Below are 18,809 nucleotides of genomic sequence, written 5' to 3' on the forward strand. Positions count from 1 at the left end.
CGCGGAGTGGACGCCCATCCCGGTTGTCGTCCCTCGTAACCATCGAACGGAGTCGTCGTGTCTCGAGCTGCCCAGGTGCCCGGCACCGCCGTCGAAGACGTCTCGGTGCTGGGTGCGTTGCGCTCACCGAGGCGACTGAAGACCGAGGTTCTTGCCGGACTGGTGGTGGCGCTGGCGTTGATCCCGGAAGCCATTTCGTTCTCGATCATCGCCGGTGTCGATCCGCGCGTCGGCCTGTTCGCGTCGTTCACGATGGCCGTCACCATCTCCATCGTCGGGGGTCGACCGGCGATGATCTCCGCGGCCACCGGAGCGATCGCCCTGGTGGTCGCCCCCTTGGCTCGCGAGTACGGCCTCGACTACCTCATTGCCGCGGTTATCCTCGGCGGAGTGCTGCAGATCGTGTTGAGCGTCCTCGGTGTCGCCAAGTTGATGCGATTCATCCCGCGCAGTGTCATGGTCGGATTCGTCAATGCGTTGGCGATCCTGATCTTCACCTCACAGGTGCCGTACCTGATCGGGGTGCCGTGGTTGGTCTACCCGATGGTCGCCGTCGGACTGCTCATCATGTTCTTCCTGCCGAAGCTCACCACTGTCGTGCCGGCACCTCTGATCGCCATCGTGATTCTCACCGCCGTCACGCTCGTCTTCGCGCTGGCCGTCCCGGACGTGGGCGACGAGGGTGAACTGCCGTCCTCGCTGCCGTCGTTCCTGATCCCGGACGTGCCGTTCACGTTCGACACCCTGTCGATCATCGCGCCGTTCGCTCTGGCCATTGCCCTGGTCGGTCTGCTCGAATCACTGATGACGGCCAAGCTCGTCGACGACATCACCGACTCGCACTCCAACAAGACTCGTGAGGGCTGGGGCCAGGGCGTGGCGAATCTGGTCACCGGATTCACCGGCGGTATGGGCGGCTGCGCGATGATCGGCCAGACCATGATCAACGTGAAGGTCTCCGGTGCCCGCACCCGTATCTCCACGTTCCTCGCCGGCACCTTCCTGCTGATCCTGGTGGTCGGTCTCGGCGACATCGTCGCGCTCATTCCGATGGCCGCATTGGTCGCCGTGATGATCATGGTGTCGGTCGGCACCTTCGACTGGCACAGCATTCACCCGAAGACGTTGCGGCGCATGCCCAAGAGCGAAACTCTCGTCATGGTGGCCACCGTCGCTGTCACCGTGGTCACCCACAACCTCGCGTACGGCGTCGTGGTCGGAGTGATCACCGCTATGGTCTTGTTCGCCAGGCGGGTTGCACACCTGACCGAGGTTGTCGACGTCGCACATCCCGACGACGACACCCGCGTCTACGCCGTCAAGGGCGAGTTGTTCTTCGCGTCGAGCAACGATCTGATCTACCAGTTCGACTACGTCGGAGATCCGAAGAACGTCGTCATCGACATGTCCGAGTCGCACATCTGGGACGCGTCGACCGTTGCGACCCTGGACGCCATCACCACCAAGTACGCAGCCAAGGGCAAGACGGTGGAGATCGTGGGCCTGAACGCGCCGTCGACCGAGCGGCACGATCGTCTCAGTGGAAACCTGGGTGCCGAGCACTGACTAGGGTGGTTGGTCGGGCGAAGAGAGGCGGCACATGACAGACGACGGCGTACACATGCAGATCGGGCAGGTAGCTCAGCGAACCGAGCTGTCGATTCGCACGGTTCGTCACTACGACGATGTCGGTCTGGTCACGCCCTCTGCTCGGACCGTCGGCGGCTTCCGGCTCTACACCGAGTCCGACGTCGAACGCCTGCTCGTGATTCGCCGGATGAAGCCACTCGACTTCACGTTGGCCGAAATGAAACAGCTACTCGAATCCCTCGACATTCTCGGCGACGAGAACGCGGCCGACGACGCGAGGTCGTCGGCCGCGGCCTTCGTTCGTGAGTGTCACACCAAGGCCGAGGAAAGCTGCCGCACGTTGCGGCGGCAGCTCGCCTACGCCGAGGAGCTGACCGAGGTGCTGTCGACTCGCGGCGCAGCGGCCCAGATCTGACCGGCCCAAATCTGACCGCCCAGTTCTAGCCGTCCACGACCACCGGGACGATGAGGGGCTGGCGGCCCAGGGTCTGCTTGGCCCAGCGGGCCGATTCCTGCACGATGCGCTTCTCGATGTTTTCGCGGGAGGCAACCTTGACGTCGCTCTCGCGTGTGAGGGTCTTGCCGATCGCCTTGGCCAACGAGTCGAAAGCGTTTGCCTCGTGGGCGAATCCGCGTCCGATGAAGTCGACGTCGTCGACCAGCAGCCCGGTGTCGGGATCGACGATGGCGATGACGGTCAGCACGCCCTCGTTCGCGAGGAGGCGACGCTCGGCCAGTGAATCCTCCGTCACGCCACCGACGGCACTGCCGTCGACGTAGATCAGTTCGATGGGGACGGAGCCGGTGATCTGCGCGACGCCGTCGTACAGGTCGATGACGCTTCCGTTCTCGGCGATGATCACGCGATCGCGAGGAACACCGGTCCTGATTGCGAGATCGGCATTGGCACGCAGGTGCCGCGATTCACCGTGTACGGGAAGCACATTGGCGGGTTCGAGGATGTTGTAGCAGTAGACGAGCTCGCCGGCGCTGGCGTGACCGGAGACGTGCACCTTTGCATTTCCCTTGTGCACCACGCGTGCACCCTTGTCGACGAGGCCGTTGATGACGCGGTAGATCGCGTTCTCGTTGCCGGGGATCAGGCTGCTCGCCATCAGCACGGTGTCGCCGTCGCCGACCTTGATCTGATGCTCGCCCGACGCCATCCGCGACAGCGCCGCGAGGGGCTCGCCCTGGGAGCCGGTGCAGATCAGCGTGATCTTGTTGGCCGGAAGCCGATTGAGCTTCGGGAGGTCCACGACGAGGCCGTCGGGAACGTCGAGGTAGCTCAGGTCGGTCGCGATCTTCATGTTGCGCACCATCGATCGGCCGACGAACGCCACCTTGCGGCCCTGCGCGTGTGCGGCGTCGAGTACCTGTTGAATGCGGTGCACGTGACTGGCGAAGCTCGACACGATCACGCGTCCCGTAGTTTCGCGGAACACCTTCTCGATGGCCGGGACCAGGTCGCGTTCGGAGACCATGAACCCGGGCACTTCGGCGTTGGTGGAGTCGACGAGGAGTAGATCGAGCCCCTCCTCGCCGAGGCGTGCGAAGCTCCGGAGGTCGGTGATCCGACCGTCCAGCGGGAACTGGTCCATCTTGAAGTCACCGGTGTGCAGCACCAGCCCGGCGTCGGTACGAATGGCGATGGCCAGACCGTCGGGAATCGAGTGGTTGACGGCGATGAACTCGAGCTCGAACGGGCCTTCCTGCCGGGTTTGCCCCGCCTCGACCTCGATCAGCGTCGTCGAGACCTTGAACTCCTCGAACTTGGCAGCCAGGAAATGCAGCGTCAGCCGCGACGAGATGACGGGAATGTCGCCACGCTCGCGCAGCAGATACGGGACGCCGCCGATGTGGTCCTCGTGTCCGTGCGTCAGAACGATGGCGACGACGTCGTCGAGGCGATCCCGGATGCAACTCCAGTCGGGGAGGATGACGTCGACGCCGGGCTGATGCTCCTCGGGAAACAGCACGCCGCAGTCGACGATGAGCAGCTTTCCGTCGAATTCGAAGACGGTCATGTTCCGGCCGATCTCGCCGAGACCGCCCGTCGCGATCACGCGAAGGTGCCCTGCCGACAGCGCTGAGGAGGATCGCTTTCGAGGTGCGGCGGGGGATCTGCGTTGGCGTGGTGATCTAGACATGACCTCAACGCTACGGGGGACTGCCGACCTGGCTTCGACCCCGGTCCGAAGATCCACGCATTGCTCGCCGTCGAGGGTGGAATGCCGACCGTGTCATGGCCGTCCTCGAGCCATGGGACAGCTCGTCGTCCACGTCGATCTCGCGGCCGACACTCGTGTCGTCAGGGGGTGCAGAGTGAACGCGATGCAGCAACCAAGGCTGCAGCGTGCACGATGTCGCTGTCGTGGGCGGTGTTCGTGGCAACGACCGCTTGGACGAGGTCCGTGTAGCACGTCGGTGATCGAAGGGCTTGCGCGTTCGAGGCAAGCTGGGTGACCACCGCAGAAGTGAGTGCGGTGATGCGTTCCCGGATCGGCGCGAGGTCCGCGGGCGCATCGGGAGCGCCGGCCGGATCGGCGTGCCACTGGGCCAGGCGGAGCGATTGGATCGCCTTGCCCACCTCGATCTGGTCGCGAACCACAGTCCCTGCGCGTTCTGGTGCAAGTCCGAGCCCGATGGCAGCGTTCTGCGCCGCATCGATCACCTGGGCCTCGCGCTCGGGATCGCTGACGGGGCCGCCTGTCTTCCACTTCACCGCGGCCACGCTGTCTGCGGTGGCCAGACGGTCTGCAAGAACGTCGGTCAGAGATTGCAGATTCTCGGCAGGCGTCTCGGCCGCGCTCGTCGCCGCCGTCGGTAACAGGACCAGCGGTACGACCGCTGAGATCACGGCAATTCTGGCGATGCGACGCAGCCGCAACGCGTTTGCCGGTAAGGACACCTCAGGAGACATCTCACGCACCTTTCGTTCGACGGTTCGACGCCGATAGTGCCCGACGACGGTGAACAACAAGGGAACCGCCATTGCGGAATCACACGTCATCACTTTAATGTGATGACACGCAACATCGGATTGCGTCTTGTGCTGGAGGGGTTCGTCGATATGCGTATTTACACGGTGGTGATCATCGGTAGCGGCTTCGGAGGTCAATGCGCCGCCAAAGCCCTGCTCGACCGCGGTATCGACGACCTCGTCATTCTCGAGCGAAGGCCCTTTCTCGGTGGAACCTGGAAGCAGAATCGCTACCCGGGCGCGGCAGTCGACGTGCAGAGTCCCCTGTACTCCATTGCCTCCGAGCCGTTCGAGTGGTCGCGCATGTTCGCCGAGCGGGAGGAACTGGAGCGCTACACCCAGCACGTGCTCGAGTCCAACGGGCTGCCGCAACGCACACATGCCGACACCGACGTTCAGAAGATCCAGTGGGTCGGCGATCACTGGCTGATCACCACGTCGCGCGGTGATTACGCGGCGAAGTTCGTCGTCAATGCGTCCGGGCCGCTCAGCACCCCAGTGATCCCTCCGTTCTCGGGCCGAGAGAAGTTCCGCGGCAAGCAGTTCCACACCAACGACTGGGACACCTCCTACGATCACGCCGGAAAACGGGTAGCCATCGTCGGTAGCGGTGCCAGCGCCGCACAGGTGATCCCCGCGATCCAGCCCGACGTCGAAGCGTTGCACGTCTTCCAACGCACGCCGCACTGGGTGATGCCGCGTCACGATCGCGAATTCACGCCGCTGCAACGAAAGTTGCTGCGATTCGAGCCCATTCGACGGCTGGTGCGAGCCGGCATCTACTGGAGCCTCGAGACCCGCATCATCGGATTCAAGTACTCGCGGCGGATGCTGAAAGCCGTGGCCCAGCGGACTGCTCTGAAGCACATCGAGTCTCAGGTTCCGGACTCCCAGCTTCGGGCGAAAGTCACCCCCGACTACACCATCGGGTGCAAGCGGGTGCTGCTGTCCAACACGCTGTATCCCGCACTGGGAGAAGCGAACGTGACCCTGCACGACAAGAACGACGGTATCGCCGAGATCACCGAAACCGGGATCGTGACCACCTCGGGGGAACACGTCGACGTCGACCTGCTGGTGTGGTCGACCGGATACGACGCGACCGACGGGGTCATCTCGTATCCGGTGATCGGGCGGGACGGCCGGGCGCTGTCCGAGGTCTGGGATCCCTACCCCCGCGCTTACCTCGGCACCACGATTCCCGGTTTCCCCAACCTGTTCGTGGTCACCGGGCCGAACACCGGAATCGGGCACACCTCCGCCATCTTCCTCATCGAGGCGCAGATGGAGTACATCGTTCGAGCCGTCGACGCAGTTCAGCGCGCGGGTGCAACCGCCATCGAGGTCACTGCCGCCGCCGAGCAGGAGTACACCGACACGATTCACCGCGAGATGGACGGCACCGTCTGGAAGGACGGCGGCTGCCACAGCTGGTACCAGTCGAAATCCGGGCATGTTGTCGCAATGTTCCCCGGCTTCAGCTTCACGTTCCGACGGTGGGCCAAGCGTTTTCGGCCGGAAGCCCATCACATCCATCGGTCGTCCACCGACGTGACGACGAAGGACGAGGTATCGGCATGAAGAATCATTCGGGCCAGGTAGCGCTGATCACCGGTGCGGCAGGCGGTATCGGCTCTGCTGTGGCGGCAGCACTGCATCGGCGCGGTGCCTCGATCGTCCTGGTCGACATGGCGTCGACCGATCTCGAGTCGGTAGCAGCGAAGCTGGGCAACCAACGCGTGGCAATCGCCTATGCCGACGTCACCGTGCGAGAGCAACTCGACGCGGCGGTTGCCACCGCGATCGACACCTTCGGCTCGCTCGACATCGTGATGGCCAACGCCGGAATCTCCAGCGGTGCACAGGCATCGACGATCCGTTCCGTCGACGATGGTGTTTTCGAGAGAGTCATCGGGGTCAATCTCGTCGGTGTGTGGAACACGGTGCGAGCGGCGCTGCCGCACATCGTCGAGTCCGGGGGCTACGTGCTGCTCACCTCCTCGACGTACGCCTATCTCAACGGTCTGGCGAATGCGCCGTACGCGGCTTCGAAGGCGGCGGTGGAACAACTCGGTCGCGCTCTGCGTGCGGAACTCGCGGGCACGAAAGCGACAGCGGGAGTGCTGTATCCGGGGTGGGTGGCGACGCCGATCGCCGACGTTGCGTTCGGCGGTGACACCGTCGCGACGGCGATGACTGCCCGCGCCTTTCCCTCGCCACTGCTCCGCCCGATCACACCGGACAAGCTGGCCCGCGTGGCCGTACGAGGTATCGGACGCCGGGCGGCGCGCATCGCCGTGCCCGGTCGCTGGATTCCGATCTCGATATTGCGCGGCATCGTCAACCCGATCATGGACGCCGCGATGGAGCGGGATGCCGAATTGATCCGTCTGACTGCCGAACTGGATGCCCGGTGGTCATGAGCACAGTGTCCGAAGCGGCCGGCCGCGCCTACGGCGGTGAGAGTGCGGCCGACCGCGACGATCGCAGGCGGCGGCAGCTGCTGGACGCGGGACTGCGGGTGTTCGGCAGCGTCGGGTACCGCGCCGCGACCGTCCGTGGACTGTGTCGCGAGGCCAAGATCGCCGATCGGCACTTCTATCAGTATTTCGACAAGACCGAGGATCTTCTGCTCGCCGTCTATGCCGAATGCATTGCACACCTGATGAACTCGGTGTCCGACGCGATCGTGCAGGTGGATCGGGACGCTGACCTGAGGGCCGTCACCGAGCAGTTGCTCGAACCGTTCTTCCGAGTCGTCGAGGACCCGCACCTGGCCCGCGTGGTGTGGATGGAGGTGCTCGGCGTCAGCCCTCGCGTGGAGCAGACGTATCTGACGGTGATGCAGCAATTCGGCACCCTGCTGCTCGGCTACCTCCGCACGTTGGCCGGTGATGTGCCGTCGGGCCTCGATCTGGATGTCGACCTGCTCGCCACCGCTGCCATCGGCGCCATCAGCCACACCGCCATGACCTGGTACCAGAGCGGCTACGCCGCAGAACGACGCATCGTCGTCGCCACGATCGCGACCATGCTCGCCAATATCGTCGCGCCGCTGCAGACGTAGAGTTCGATCACCAGCGCGGGCAGGTGTTGTCGAAGCTCGGATCGATGCTCTGCATGTATCCGGTGTCGTCGCGGTCACGAATTCCGCAGTCGAGGTACTGCTGATGCAGTGCCGCGAGCGCGTCCTCGTCGATCTCGATGCCCAGACCGGGTCCGGTGGGAACGGCCACTGCGCCGTCGACGAAGTTCAACACCCCCGGCACGACGACATCCTCGTTCTTCCAGGGCCAATGCGTGTCGCAGGCATAGGTCAAGTTCGGTGTCGCCGCTGCGAGATGAACCATGGCGGCCAGACTGATTCCGAGGTGGCTGTTCGAGTGCATCGACAGTCCCATCTCGAACGTCTCGCAGATTCCGGCGAGCAACCTCGATCGCTGGAGTCCGCCCCAGTAATGGTGGTCGGACAACACCACCTGCACCGAATCCTTCGCCACGGCAGGCTTCAGGTGATCGAAGGCAACGACACACATGTTCGTCGCCAGCGGCATCTTGGCTTCGCGCGCAACCTCGGCCATCCCGTCGAGCCCGGGTGTGGGATCTTCGAGATATTCGACGATGCCGTCGAGTTCGGCGGCTACCCGGATGGATGTGTCGACAGTCCAGGCGGCGTTGGGATCCAACCGCAACGGCAGCTCCGGGAACGCCTGCCGGAGCGCCTTGATTCCGGCGATCTCCTCGTCGGGCGCAAAGACGCCGCCCTTGACCTTGATTGCCCCGAAGCCGTACTCGTCGATTATCTTTCGGGCCTGACGAACCAATCCGTCCGGATCGATCGCCTCGCCCCATTCGTCGGGCTCCTGGCCGGGATGAGCTGCCCACTTGTAGAACAGATACGCACTGAACGGAACGGAGTCCCGAACCTTGCCGCCGAGCAGGTCGGACACCGGTCGACCCAGGATCTTGCCCTGCACGTCCAGGCACGCGATCTCGAACGGGGAGAACACCCGATCGGTGGTGCTGGCCGTGGTGATCATGCCTGCGACGCCGTCGCCGCCGGTGATCGACACGGTTCCCAGGGCGGCATCGATGGCATCTCGGATCTCGTTCAGCGCGAACACGTCCAGACCGGAGATGGCGGTGGAGGCCGCTTCCAGTCGAGCCAAATGAGCAGTGTCGGCGTACGTTTCACCGAGTCCGACGACACCGGCGTCGGTGTCCAGCTGAATGATCGCGCGGAGCGCATACGGCTGATGCACGCCGATGGTGTTGAGCAACGGAGGATCGACGAAGGCGATCGGTGTGATTCGAGCGCCGGTGATCAGTACCGGTTCTTGCATCAGTGCACCGCGAGCTCGTCTGCCAGCACGGCCCGGCCGGCGGCAACGATTGCGGTGAGTTCCTCGAGGTGCGGTGCGCTGATGTCCACCAGGGGTGGGCGAACCGGCCCTGCTTCGATGCCCTCCATCGTCACGCCGGCCTTGATGAGGGAGACGGCGTAGCCGGGAACCTTGTCGCGCAAGCGCACGAGCGGGTGGAAGAACTCGCGGAGCAGTGCGGCAGTGAGCTTTTCGTTTCTGCTGTCGAGAGAGCGGTAGAACGCCAGTGCCAGTTCGGGTGCGAACGCGAATGTCGCGGAGGAGTACAGCGTGACACCGATCGCTCGGTACGCCTGCTGGGAGACCTCGGCGGTCGGTAGTCCGTTGAAGAACTGGAAGGGCTTGCCCGACGGCTCCAGAGCGTCCAGTACCGCGCGGACGATGCGGCCGACCTGGTCGAGATCGCCGGTGCCATCCTTGAATCCGACGACGGTGGGAAGCTGCGCAACCTCGACGGCGGACTCCTCGGTGAAGCGAGCGTTGCCGCGGTTGTAGACGATCAGCGGCAGATCCGATGCGGCGGCAACGGCCTTGGTGTAGTTGACGAGACCGGCTTGCGGCATCGTCACCAGGTACGGCGGCAGCAACAGGATGCCGTCGGCTCCGTTGGCCTTCGCAGCGTGTGCGAATGCCTTTGCCTGCGCGACGGATCCGCCTGCACCGGCGTAGACAGGAACGCGGCCTGCGACGCTGTCGACTGCGGTACGGACGATCTTGCCGAACTCCTCGAGTTCGAGGGCGTGGAATTCGCCGGTGCCGCAGGCAATGAACACTCCACCGGGTCCCGCGTCGACACCCTTCGTGATGTGAGCGGCCAGGAGGTCGTAATCGACCTCACCGGATGCGGTGAACGGGGTGACGGGGAAGAACAGAACTCCGTCGAGCATGGGGGTCTCCTCGAGAACTAGGTGGGGTGTGTCAGTCTTGGGTGAGCTGGCCGTCGATGCGGCGGAAGATGCCGTCCGGATTTCCGTCCGCTATGGCGTTGGGCAACAACGATTTCGGTACGTCCTGGTACGCGACCGGGCGCAGGAAGCGTTCGATCGCGAGCGATCCGACCGACGTGGTGCGGGAGTCCGAGGTCGCGGGGAACGGCCCGCCGTGCACCATGGCATGGCCGACCTCGACTCCGGTGGGCCATCCGTCGAACAGGATCCGGCCGGCCTTGAGTTCGAGCACCGAGAGCAGCTTTCCGGCCTCGGAATGATCGGATTCGTCGGCATGAATGGTGGCGGTGAGCTGACCTTCGAGCTGTGACGCCACCCGCCGAACCTGCTGAGCATCTGCACAGCGCACGACGAGGCTCGACGCGCCGAACACCTCGGCCTGCGCTGCCTCCGAGGTGAGGAACGTGTCCGCATCGGTGTCGAACAGCGCTGCGCGGCAGGCATTCGGGGCGTCGGTGTCGGTGCCTCGGGCGATCTCGGTGACCGCGTCGGACAGCGTGGCGACGCCGTCCGCGTAACTCGACGCGATGTTCGGGGTCAGCATCGTGGTGGGGGCGGATTCCTGTACCGCTGTCGTCGCTGCCTCGGTGAAGGACCGCAGTCCGGGCCCGTCGACGGCGATGACAAGACCGGGGTTGGTGCAGAACTGACCCGAGCCCATCGTCAGCGATGCGACGAACGCGCGGCCCAATTCGGCTCCACGGGTGGCGAGTGCACCGTCCATGACGAACACCGGATTGATGGAACTCATCTCGGCGTACACCGGGATGGGCTCACGGCGACCCGCCGCCGCGGCGACGAGAGCTGTTCCACCCGAACGCGATCCGGTGAATCCGACGGCCTTGATGCGAGGGTCGGTCACCAGAGCGGTGCCGAGTCCGCGACCGGAGCCGAAGAGCAACGAGAATGTGCCGGAGGGCATTCCGGTGGAGACAACCGCGTCGGTGATGGCGCGGGCGACCAGCTCGGACGTTCCTGGATGGGCGTCGTGTGCCTTGACGATCACCGGGCAGCCGGCAGCGAGGGCGGACGCGGTGTCGCCGCCTGCGACGGAGAAGGCGAGGGGGAAGTTGCTGGCACCGAACACGGCAACCGGCCCGAGGGGGATCTTGCGCTGGCGGATGTCCGCCCGCGGCAGCGGGCTGCGCTCGGGCTGGGCCGGATCGATGCGGGCTCCGTTCCAACTGCCCTCGCGCAGAACCGAAGCGAACAGACGGAGTTGACCGGTGGTGCGGCCGACCTCGCCGGTGATGCGTGCCAGCGGCAGACCGGACTCGGCGACCGTACGCTCGATGAGCGTGTCGCCCAGGGCCGCGATGTTGTCGGCGATGGTCTCGAGAAACCGTGCGCGAGTGTCCGACGAGGTAGCGCGGTAGTCGGCGAAGGCGTCGGCCGCTGCGGCACAGGCCCGCTCGACATCCGAGTCGTCGCCGTGGCCGTAAGCGGGTTCGAGATTCTCTCCGGTACCGGGATCGATTCCGTGAATCTGCGTCCCGGCACCGAAAACCGGAACGCCGGCGATGATCATCCGACCGGTGAGGTCGGTGGACTGTGTCGTCGACGCTGTCATGGGGTGACTCCTAAGGCTGTGGTGCGGTACGTGCAGTGACGCCGAGGCCGTGACCTGGCTCATAACTCACCACGGTAGGAGCTGGATCGATACATGTCCAAGTCTAAAAATGTTGTGTTTGATGCAGTCTCGGTATCGCCTGGCTGACCGTCTACTCGAGCGTGGATGCCGATCCTCGATACCTCGACTGCATCAGTCGATGCGCAGATGGTGTTGGACGGGAATCGATAGCTGGCCCTACTGTCGTCTGTGAGCCGAATCACCAGAGGTATGCGAGAAAGGTCGGGCATGGTCGTCCACACCAGCACCCCCGTCGTCGCCGAAATGCGTGTCATTCCCATTGCCGGTCACGACGACATGTTGCTGAACCTCAGCGGCGCGCACGCGCCGTATTTCACCCGCAATCTGGTGGTGCTCACCGACTCGGACGGGCGCACCGGCGTCGGCGAAGTGCCGGGCGGGGAGCCGATTCGGCAGACGCTCGAAGACGCGCGCGTGCTGGTCGAGGGGCAGAACATCGGCCGGTACAACGCGGTGCTGGCCGCCATGCGTCGCGCGTTCGCAGATCGTGATGCCGGTGGCCGCGGCGCGCAGACGTTCGATCTGCGGATCGCCATTCATGCGGTAACGGCAGTGGAATCGGCGTTGTTGGATCTGCTCGGTCAGCATCTCGGCGTCAGCGTCGCGGCGTTGCTGGGCGAAGGACAGCAGCGCGAGAAGGTGCAGGCGCTGGGCTACCTGTTCTTCGTCGCCGATCGCAACAAGACCGATCTCGCATACCGGAGCAGCGCCGACGAGGCGGCCGGAGCCGACGACTGGCTGCGGATCAGGCACGAGGAGGCGATGGATCCGGAGTCGATCGTGCGCCTCGCCGAGGCTGCGCAGGCACGCTACGGCTTCCAAGATTTCAAGCTCAAGGGTGGTGCACTGCCGGCAGCCGAGGAGGCCGCCGCTGTTCGTGCTCTGGCCGAGCGCTTTCCCGAGGCGCGAATCACGTTGGATCCCAACGGCGGCTGGTTGCTGAAGGATGCGATCGAGACCTGCCGAGGGCTGCGTGACGTGCTGGCGTACGCCGAGGATCCCGTCGGCCCCGAGGGTGGTTTCTCGGGCCGCGAGGTGATGACGGAGTTCAAGCGGGCCACCGGGTTACAGACCGCGACCAACATGATCGCGACGGACTGGCGCGAGATGGGCCACACCGTCCGGTCCGGTGCCGTGGACATCCCGCTGGCCGATCCACACTTCTGGACGATGGCCGGGTCCGTGCGCGTCGCGCAGCTCTGCGACGCGTGGGGCTTGACGTGGGGATCGCACTCCAACAACCACTTCGACGTCTCCCTGGCGATGTTCACGCACGTCGCTGCTGCAGCTCCCGGGAACATCACCGCCATCGACACCCACTGGATCTGGCAGGACGGGCAGCGAGTGACCAAGGAGCCGTTCACGATCGAGGATGGCTACCTCACGGTGCCCGACAAGCCGGGTCTGGGTGTCGAACTCGACTTCGAGCAGATCGATGCGGCGCACGAGCTGTACCAGAAGGAAGGACTGGGTGCCCGAGACGACGCCATCGGCATGCAGTACCTGATCGAGGGCTGGACATTCGACAGCAAGCGCCCGGCCCTCGTTCGATGAGTTCTGGTTCGAAAAGTTCTGGTGCGTCGATGAAGATCGTCGTCGGTGACCGCAACGTCGTGCCGCATCGCGAGCAGTTCGAGGCGGGTCTACCGGCGAACGCCGAGGTGGTGTGGAGCGTTCCCTTCGACGAGCAGGACGTGATCGCCCATCTCCACGACGCCGACGTCTATGTCGGCGGCAAGTTCAGTGCGGCCATGGGCGCGGCTGCCCCGAGGCTGCGGATGGTTCACGTTGCCGGCGCCGGTACCGACAACGTGGATCGATCCGGAATGCGGCCCGATGTGCAGGTGTGCAACACCTTTCACCACGAGCAGTCGATTGCCGAATACGTCGTCGCGGCAACGGTGATGTTGCGACGAAAGTTCCTGGAGCAAGACCGCGCCCTCCGCTCGGGATTGTTTGCCACGTCCGTGTACGACCCGACCATCCCGCAGCCGTTGTCGCTGAGCGGTGCGCGGATCGGGTTCGTCGGGTTCGGACATATCGGCCGGCAGACCTGGCAGCTTTTTCGGGCATACGGGGCAACCGGTGCTGCCGTCACCGGGAGCGGTCGGGCTTCGGACGAGGGGCTCGAATGGGTTTCGGATGCAAAGGATTTGGGAAAGCTTGCCGAGTTCGCCGATGTACTCGTGGTTTCCGCACCGCTGAACGAGCACACCCGCGGCATGATCGGTGCCGAGGAACTGCGCAGGCTGGGAAGCGGAGGGATAGTCGTCAACGTCGGTCGAGGCCCGCTGATTCAGGAACAACCACTGTTCGACGCTCTGTCTCGCAACGAGATTGCCGCCGCCGCCATCGATGTCTGGTACAGCTACCCGGGGCCGGACGGGCGTGGTGAGCCCAGTTCCCTGCCGTTCCGCGAGCTGGAGAACGTGCTGATGACGCCGCACTCGTCGGGCGTCACGCATCACACGTTCGTCGGCCGGGTCGCCGACATCGCGTCGAACATCAATGCACTTGCCGTATCGATGGCCCGCTGAATTGTGTTGGACGCGTAAGGAACCCGAATTAGGCTGTGAGGCAACGCCCTTCGCAAACACAGGAGATGTGAGATGACAACGTACATCGACAAGCCCTCGAGCGGACTCACCGCGCCCGATGCGGCGATTCGGGCCCTCGCATCCGGTGACGCGTCCGTCGACAGCATCTCCGAGGTGACGCTGTCCTCGATCGTGCTGCCGCTGCGCAATCCGATCAGCGACGCCAAGGTTCTCACCGGTCGACAGAAGGCGATGACCGAGGTGGTGTTTCTGTTCGTCGAGATCCGTACCGAACAGGGCCATGAGGGAATCGGTTTCAGCTATTCGAAGCGGGCGGGTGGGCCTGCCCAGTTCGCGCACGCCCAGGAGATCGCGCCGGTGCTCATCGGTGAGGACCCGAACGATATCGGCAAGGTCTGGACCAAGTTGGTGTGGGCCGGAGCGTCGGTCGGCCGCAGTGGCGTTGCGACACAGGCCATCGCTGCGATCGATATTGCCCTGTGGGATCTCAAAGCCAAGCGCGCCGGGTTACCGCTGGCGAAGCTGATCGGCGCGTCCCGCGATTCGGTGCAGACGTACAACACCTCCGGTGGATTTCTGCATACTCCGATCGAGGAGGTCATGGACAACGCGGCCGGGTCGCTCGCGAACGGAATCGGCGGTATCAAACTGAAGGTGGGCCAACCTGATTGGCGCACCGACATCTCCCGCGTCACCGCGGTACGCGAGTTTCTCGGTGACGACGTCCCGCTGATGGTCGACGCGAATCAACAGTGGGATCGTCCGACGGCGAACCGCATGTGCCGCATCCTCGAGCAGTTCGACCTCGTCTGGATCGAAGAACCGCTCGATGCCTACGACGCCGAGGGGCATGCGATGCTGGCCAGGAATTTCGACACCTCCATTGCGACGGGGGAGATGCTGGCCAGCGTCGGCGAGCATGTCCGTCTCCTCGAGGCCGGCGCGGTCGACATCCTGCAGCCCGACGCACCCCGCATCGGCGGCATCACCCAGTTCCTGAAATTGGCCGGGCTGGCCGAACACCACAACGTGCAGCTCGCCCCGCACTTTGCGATGGAGATTCATCTGCACCTCGCAGCGGTGTACCCACTGCAGACCTGGGTGGAGCACTTCGACTGGTTGGACCCATTGTTCGACGAGCACCTCGAGACGCGGGACGGCCGGATGCACCTGTCCGCTCGCCCGGGGCTGGGATTCACATTGAGCGAGCAGGGCCGGGCCTGGACGGTGGCGAAGGCAGTGGTGCGCTGACGTGGAGCCCAGACGTGGAGCGCTGACGTGCGCGGAAACTCGACCCCTGCTACGAAGTTCCGCGCACGTGCCGCGAAGCGGCTTTACCGCACTCCCTCGGCTCGCAGTTCTCGGGCCCAGGCCGCAGCATGGTCGGTGAGGACGCCCGCGATGCGTTCGAGTTCGCCCGGGTACGACGCGACTTCGGCAGGCATGGAGACGCTGAGTGCGTCGGTGGCCGGAATTCGGTACGGCACCACGGTCGCGATGCAGACGACGCCGGGGGTGCCCTGCTCCTGCTCCAGTGACCAGCCGCGGCGGCGAACCTGCGCGAGTTCGGCGATCAGGGCATCACGGTCGACGATGGTGTTCTCGGTGTACCGCTCGAGTTTCTTCGGCAGCAGCTGTGTCACCTCGTCGGTCGTGAGTTCGGCGAGCAGTGCTTGGCCGAGGGCGGTGACGTGGCACGGCAGCTTGCGTCCGACACGGTGCATGCGCCGCACCTCGAGCTTGGAACCGCGGCTGGCGAGGTAGATGACGCAATCCTCGTCGCGCCGGGCGAAGTGGACGGTGTGCCGGACGTCCGAGCGCAACGTCTCCAGTACCGCTGCGGCCCGACCGACGACGGAATCCTTGTCCAGGTAGGACGTGCCCGTGAGTAGCGCGTGAGTCCCGATGCCATATCGCGAACCGGATTCGTCGGCCTCGATCCAGCGGAGGTCTTTCAGCGTCCTGAGCAGTGCATGCAGACTCGACCGCGGATACCCGCAGGCCTCCTGGAGCTCGCCGAGACTCATGCGGGCGGGAGACGCGGCCAGGGTCTCGAGGATGTGGATCGTGCGTTCGGCGGACTTCACCGGCTGGCTCTCCGGCGCAGCTGTTGCCGTGACATCGTTCACCATGGAGACAGTGTCCCCCATGATGAACGACGGCTCATACGCGGACACGAATTTTGTGGACGGACATCAGTACTCGGCGACCAGATTGTTCGAGATGTACTCGAGGTCGATGTCCTCGCCCAGGCCCGGGCGGGTGGGCATCTGGACCATCCCGTTCGCGTCGATCGGATCGACGATGGACTTCAGATGCGGCGGCACCCAGTCGTAGTCCACCAGCGGATGCAGCAGGCCGCGCTCGTACCACTGGATGTTCGGAGCACCGCCGACGAGCGCGAGGTTGGGTGCGCCGTTGCCGTGGATCTCGCAGTCGAGTCCGAAGCCGTCGGCCATGTGCACCGTCTTGAGTGCAGGCGTGATGCCGCCGCCGTTCATCGCACCGACGCGCAGGATGTCGCAGGCATCGCTCGCAATCCAGTCCGCTCGCGAACGATGCCGACCTGGTGTGGTTTCGGGACCGATGACGGGTGTGGCGATCTGATCCGCCAGCCACTTGTAGGAGCGCATCGAGAATTCGTCCATGGGCTCCTCGAACCAATCGAACTTCAGCGCATCGAGTTCGCGGCCGAGCTTGAGAGCGTCGGTGCGGGAGTACCAGTGATAGCCGTCGAGCATCAACGAAAACCCGGGCCCGACGGCATCTCGTACCGCGGCGCAGGCCTCGATGTCCCGAGTCAGGTTCGGAGCCCCCTCCAGGGGTGGCATCCAGGTGTGCAGTTTGATTCCCTGATAGCCCTGATTCTTCAGTGCAACAGCAAAATCCGCGTACTCCTGGGGACTCGAAAGGCCGCCCTCGATGGTGTCTCCGCACATGGTGCTCGCGTAGGCCTTGACTTCACTTCGGGCTCCGCCCAGCAGCTTCCACACCGGGGTGTCGAATCGGTTGCCGGCCAGATCCCACAGGGCCTGATCGAGGTAGCTGCAGGTGTGTTCGGGAAGCTCGACGGCCCTGGTGCGTTGTCGAATCGCGAACTTGCGATCCATCTCCTCGCGATGCAGCGGGTCGGTACCGATCAGCACCGGCCGAAAGTGCTGCTCCACTTGATCTTCACGCAGATAGTTGGTCTTGCCCAGCACGTGCCCGCTGACTCCGTCGGAATCGGTGATGCGCAGCAAAGCCTGGGTTGTGGGTATCGACGGTCCGGGGTGTCGATGTCCGTAGGAGTCGACGGCGGTACGGGCCTCGGTCTTGAAGACCTGGACGGCAATCTCGGTGATGACGCTGGACATAGTAGTGGAACCCCTATTTACCCTGTCGGGCATCGTATTTGGCCTTGGAACGGTTGAGCTTCTCGGCGAAGTCGTCGGCGAAATCCTGGGCGCTGAGCTGTCCGATGAGCACCTTCTGCCACTGCCCGAGCATCTGAACCTGCACGATCTTTCCGAAATCGGGTAGATAGTCCGGCGGGGTGACCAGCACGGTCTTCGGATCGTCGAGGGCGGACTGGGCCGCCTGGACCGATGGCATCGTCTGGAAGGACGGTGCGGATCTGGCGGTGGCATTGACCGGGATTTGGCCGACGTTCTCGTTCCAATAGGCCTGCGAATCCGGCGAGGTCATGAACTCGAGGAACTTCCAGGCCGCTGCCTGGTGCTGGCTACTCTTGAACACTGTGTAGGAGGGGAACGGATCGGTCATCACCGTGCGGACGCCGTTGTCCGCGAGTGGAAGCGCAACGGCACCGACTTTGTCGCCGAGTGCCTTGCGGTGGTTGCTCAGTGATCCGAGGTTGTGCTGCATCATCGCAACCGAACCACCGCCGAAGCTGGCGACCATCTGTGGAAAACCGTTGTTGACGTCGGCGGTAGGTGTGTCGACGTCGTAGAGGGCCGCAAAACGTTCGATGGCGTCCACCATCTCGGGCCGGTTGACGGTGGATTCGCTACCGTCGAAGAAGTTGTCGATGCCGGTGGTGGCGAACATGTGCTGCAACAACGGGTAGATCGAGCCGGCACCGCCTCGGATGGTGAACCCGTAACGACCCGCGGACTTGTCGGTCAGTTCGTCTGCGGCTTCGTAGAATTCGTCCCAGGTATCCGGTGGCTCGATGCCGGCCTCCGCGAACCAGTCGGCTCGGTACCACAGCGTGGCGTTGTTACTGGTGAACGGCAGACCGTACAGGTTCTCGCCGCCTCCGGACTCCATCGCCGACTCGATGATCTTCGGGTCGTACTGGTCCTTCTGCGGAGAGGCTGCCATGAAGTCGTCGAGCGGAATCACGGCACTCTGGGCAACGAGCGGTGCGAGGTACGCGGTGGATACGATGCCCAGATCGGGAGCCGACCCACCGGCGAGGGCTGTCTGATACTTCTGCTGGGCACTGTCGGACGGTAGACCGACGTATTCGATGTCGATGCCTGGGTTGATGTTCTCGAAGCGTCGAATCAGTTCCTCGTACAACGGGGTTCGATCAGGCCCGGCGTTGTTGTCCCAGAACGTGAGGGTTCCGCTGTTCGGATCGCCGAGGGCACCGTCGGGCAGGGAGGTCTCGGAACTGCAGGATGCCAGCACGAGCGTGGCCACCGCACCGACGAGGGTGGTGCGCAGCAGGGTGCGTCGATTCATGTCGAT

The 18,809-nt window shown here is 64.4% G+C and carries 16 protein-coding genes; 8 read left to right on the forward strand and 8 right to left on the reverse strand.

Features of this window, described 5'->3' with window-relative positions; translation table 11 throughout:
• The first annotated feature begins 57 nt into the window (after positions 1–57).
• Both K414_RS0107025 and K414_RS0107030 read left to right on the forward strand, forming a co-directional pair.
• Complete coding sequence (locus K414_RS0107025; RefSeq protein ID WP_027495310.1) at positions 58–1,566, forward strand: SulP family inorganic anion transporter; 1,509 nt, start codon at positions 58–60, stop codon at positions 1,564–1,566.
• A 34-nt stretch (positions 1,567–1,600) separates the two neighbouring features.
• Positions 1,601–2,005, forward strand: a complete 405-nt coding sequence (locus tag K414_RS0107030; RefSeq protein WP_027495311.1) for a MerR family transcriptional regulator — start codon at positions 1,601–1,603, stop codon at positions 2,003–2,005.
• A 25-nt stretch (positions 2,006–2,030) separates the two neighbouring features.
• Here K414_RS0107030 and K414_RS0107035 read toward each other — a convergent pair whose 3' ends face one another.
• Entirely contained in the window at positions 2,031–3,740 is a 1,710-nt protein-coding gene (locus K414_RS0107035) for a ribonuclease J (RefSeq protein ID WP_045841016.1), read from the reverse strand.
• Positions 3,741–3,901: 161 nt separating this feature from the next.
• Positions 3,902–4,603 carry a gamma subclass chorismate mutase AroQ gene (gene aroQ / locus K414_RS0107040; RefSeq protein WP_051364978.1) on the reverse strand — a complete coding sequence of 234 codons (702 nt, stop codon included), beginning with the start codon at positions 4,601–4,603 and terminating at the stop codon, positions 3,902–3,904.
• 12 nt (positions 4,604–4,615) lie between these two features.
• On the opposite strand from aroQ, the gene K414_RS26225 reads away from it, so the two are divergent.
• Genes K414_RS26225 through K414_RS0107055 form a run of 3 tightly spaced genes read left to right on the forward strand, consistent with a single transcriptional unit; the run spans position 4,616 to position 7,640 of the window.
• Positions 4,616–6,154, forward strand: coding sequence for an NAD(P)/FAD-dependent oxidoreductase (locus K414_RS26225; RefSeq protein WP_237606148.1), 1,539 nt, complete (start codon positions 4,616–4,618; stop codon positions 6,152–6,154).
• Positions 6,151–6,996 (forward strand): SDR family NAD(P)-dependent oxidoreductase, encoded by an 846-nt coding sequence (locus K414_RS0107050; RefSeq protein ID WP_027495314.1) that lies wholly within the window; start codon positions 6,151–6,153, stop codon positions 6,994–6,996. The genes K414_RS26225 and K414_RS0107050 overlap by 4 nt, the downstream gene beginning before the upstream one ends.
• Positions 6,993–7,640: a TetR/AcrR family transcriptional regulator gene (locus K414_RS0107055; RefSeq protein ID WP_037218974.1), complete on the forward strand. Its 648-nt coding sequence runs from the start codon at positions 6,993–6,995 to the stop codon at positions 7,638–7,640. The genes K414_RS0107050 and K414_RS0107055 overlap by 4 nt, the downstream gene beginning before the upstream one ends.
• A gap of 7 nt (positions 7,641–7,647) precedes the next feature.
• On the opposite strand, the gene K414_RS0107060 is transcribed toward K414_RS0107055, so the two are convergent.
• Genes K414_RS0107060 through K414_RS0107070 form a run of 3 tightly spaced genes read right to left on the reverse strand, consistent with a single transcriptional unit; the run spans position 7,648 to position 11,472 of the window.
• Complete coding sequence (locus K414_RS0107060) at positions 7,648–8,919, reverse strand: glucarate dehydratase family protein (RefSeq protein WP_027495316.1); 1,272 nt, start codon at positions 8,917–8,919, stop codon at positions 7,648–7,650.
• Positions 8,916–9,842, reverse strand: a complete 927-nt coding sequence (locus tag K414_RS0107065; protein ID WP_027495317.1) for a 5-dehydro-4-deoxyglucarate dehydratase — start codon at positions 9,840–9,842, stop codon at positions 8,916–8,918. The genes K414_RS0107060 and K414_RS0107065 overlap by 4 nt, the downstream gene beginning before the upstream one ends.
• 31 nt (positions 9,843–9,873) lie before the next feature.
• The gene (locus K414_RS0107070; protein ID WP_027495318.1) at positions 9,874–11,472 is read right to left on the reverse strand and encodes an aldehyde dehydrogenase (NADP(+)); all 1,599 of its coding nucleotides are present in this window, start codon (positions 11,470–11,472) and stop codon (positions 9,874–9,876) included.
• 288 nt (positions 11,473–11,760) lie between these two features.
• Here K414_RS0107070 and K414_RS0107075 point away from each other — a divergent pair, with 288 nt between their 5' ends.
• From K414_RS0107075 to K414_RS0107085, 3 genes are all read left to right on the forward strand, one after another.
• A complete protein-coding gene (locus tag K414_RS0107075) occupies positions 11,761–13,107 on the forward strand; it encodes an enolase C-terminal domain-like protein (RefSeq protein WP_027495319.1) in 1,347 nt (448 codons plus the stop codon).
• Between the two features lie 29 nt (positions 13,108–13,136).
• The gene (locus K414_RS0107080) at positions 13,137–14,090 is read left to right on the forward strand and encodes a 2-hydroxyacid dehydrogenase (RefSeq protein ID WP_027495320.1); all 954 of its coding nucleotides are present in this window, start codon (positions 13,137–13,139) and stop codon (positions 14,088–14,090) included.
• A 72-nt stretch (positions 14,091–14,162) separates the two neighbouring features.
• On the forward strand, positions 14,163–15,362 hold the full coding sequence (locus K414_RS0107085; RefSeq protein WP_032369519.1) for a mandelate racemase/muconate lactonizing enzyme family protein: 1,200 nt from the start codon (positions 14,163–14,165) through the stop codon (positions 15,360–15,362).
• Between the two features lie 83 nt (positions 15,363–15,445).
• Here the strand turns inward: K414_RS0107085 and K414_RS0107090 are convergent, their stop codons facing one another.
• The 3 genes from K414_RS0107090 to K414_RS0107100 form a co-directional block, all read right to left on the reverse strand.
• Positions 15,446–16,243: an IclR family transcriptional regulator gene (locus K414_RS0107090; protein WP_027495322.1), complete on the reverse strand. Its 798-nt coding sequence runs from the start codon at positions 16,241–16,243 to the stop codon at positions 15,446–15,448.
• Positions 16,244–16,306: 63 nt separating this feature from the next.
• The gene (locus K414_RS0107095; protein WP_027495323.1) at positions 16,307–17,467 is read right to left on the reverse strand and encodes an enolase C-terminal domain-like protein; all 1,161 of its coding nucleotides are present in this window, start codon (positions 17,465–17,467) and stop codon (positions 16,307–16,309) included.
• Between the two features lie 13 nt (positions 17,468–17,480).
• Positions 17,481–18,803, reverse strand: coding sequence for a sugar ABC transporter substrate-binding protein (locus K414_RS0107100; RefSeq protein ID WP_027495324.1), 1,323 nt, complete (start codon positions 18,801–18,803; stop codon positions 17,481–17,483).
• Between the last annotated feature and the right edge of the window lie 6 nt (positions 18,804–18,809).

This window comes from Rhodococcus sp. JG-3 (assembly GCF_000482405.1).
Taxonomy (GTDB): Bacteria; Actinomycetota; Actinomycetes; order Mycobacteriales; family Mycobacteriaceae; genus Rhodococcoides; species Rhodococcoides fascians.

What these genes read in the sequence shown, in the direction of transcription:
- K414_RS0107030 (WP_027495311.1), top strand. Translation starts at nt 1,601, where the DNA reads ATGACAGACGACGGCGTACACATGCAGATCGGGCAGGTAGCTCAGCGA.
- K414_RS0107035 (WP_045841016.1), bottom strand. Translation starts at nt 3,740, where the DNA reads ATGTCTAGATCACCACGCCAACGCAGATCCCCCGCCGCACCTCGAAAG.
- aroQ (WP_051364978.1), bottom strand. Translation starts at nt 4,603, where the DNA reads ATGACGTGTGATTCCGCAATGGCGGTTCCCTTGTTGTTCACCGTCGTC.
- K414_RS26225 (WP_237606148.1), top strand. Translation starts at nt 4,616, where the DNA reads ATGACACGCAACATCGGATTGCGTCTTGTGCTGGAGGGGTTCGTCGAT.
- K414_RS0107050 (WP_027495314.1), top strand. Translation starts at nt 6,151, where the DNA reads ATGAAGAATCATTCGGGCCAGGTAGCGCTGATCACCGGTGCGGCAGGC.
- K414_RS0107055 (WP_037218974.1), top strand. Translation starts at nt 6,993, where the DNA reads ATGAGCACAGTGTCCGAAGCGGCCGGCCGCGCCTACGGCGGTGAGAGT.
- K414_RS0107065 (WP_027495317.1), bottom strand. Translation starts at nt 9,842, where the DNA reads ATGCTCGACGGAGTTCTGTTCTTCCCCGTCACCCCGTTCACCGCATCC.
- K414_RS0107070 (WP_027495318.1), bottom strand. Translation starts at nt 11,472, where the DNA reads ATGACAGCGTCGACGACACAGTCCACCGACCTCACCGGTCGGATGATC.
- K414_RS0107075 (WP_027495319.1), top strand. Translation starts at nt 11,761, where the DNA reads ATGGTCGTCCACACCAGCACCCCCGTCGTCGCCGAAATGCGTGTCATT.
- K414_RS0107080 (WP_027495320.1), top strand. Translation starts at nt 13,137, where the DNA reads ATGAAGATCGTCGTCGGTGACCGCAACGTCGTGCCGCATCGCGAGCAG.
- K414_RS0107085 (WP_032369519.1), top strand. Translation starts at nt 14,163, where the DNA reads ATGACAACGTACATCGACAAGCCCTCGAGCGGACTCACCGCGCCCGAT.
- K414_RS0107090 (WP_027495322.1), bottom strand. Translation starts at nt 16,243, where the DNA reads ATGGTGAACGATGTCACGGCAACAGCTGCGCCGGAGAGCCAGCCGGTG.
- K414_RS0107095 (WP_027495323.1), bottom strand. Translation starts at nt 17,467, where the DNA reads ATGTCCAGCGTCATCACCGAGATTGCCGTCCAGGTCTTCAAGACCGAG.
- K414_RS0107100 (WP_027495324.1), bottom strand. Translation starts at nt 18,803, where the DNA reads ATGAATCGACGCACCCTGCTGCGCACCACCCTCGTCGGTGCGGTGGCC.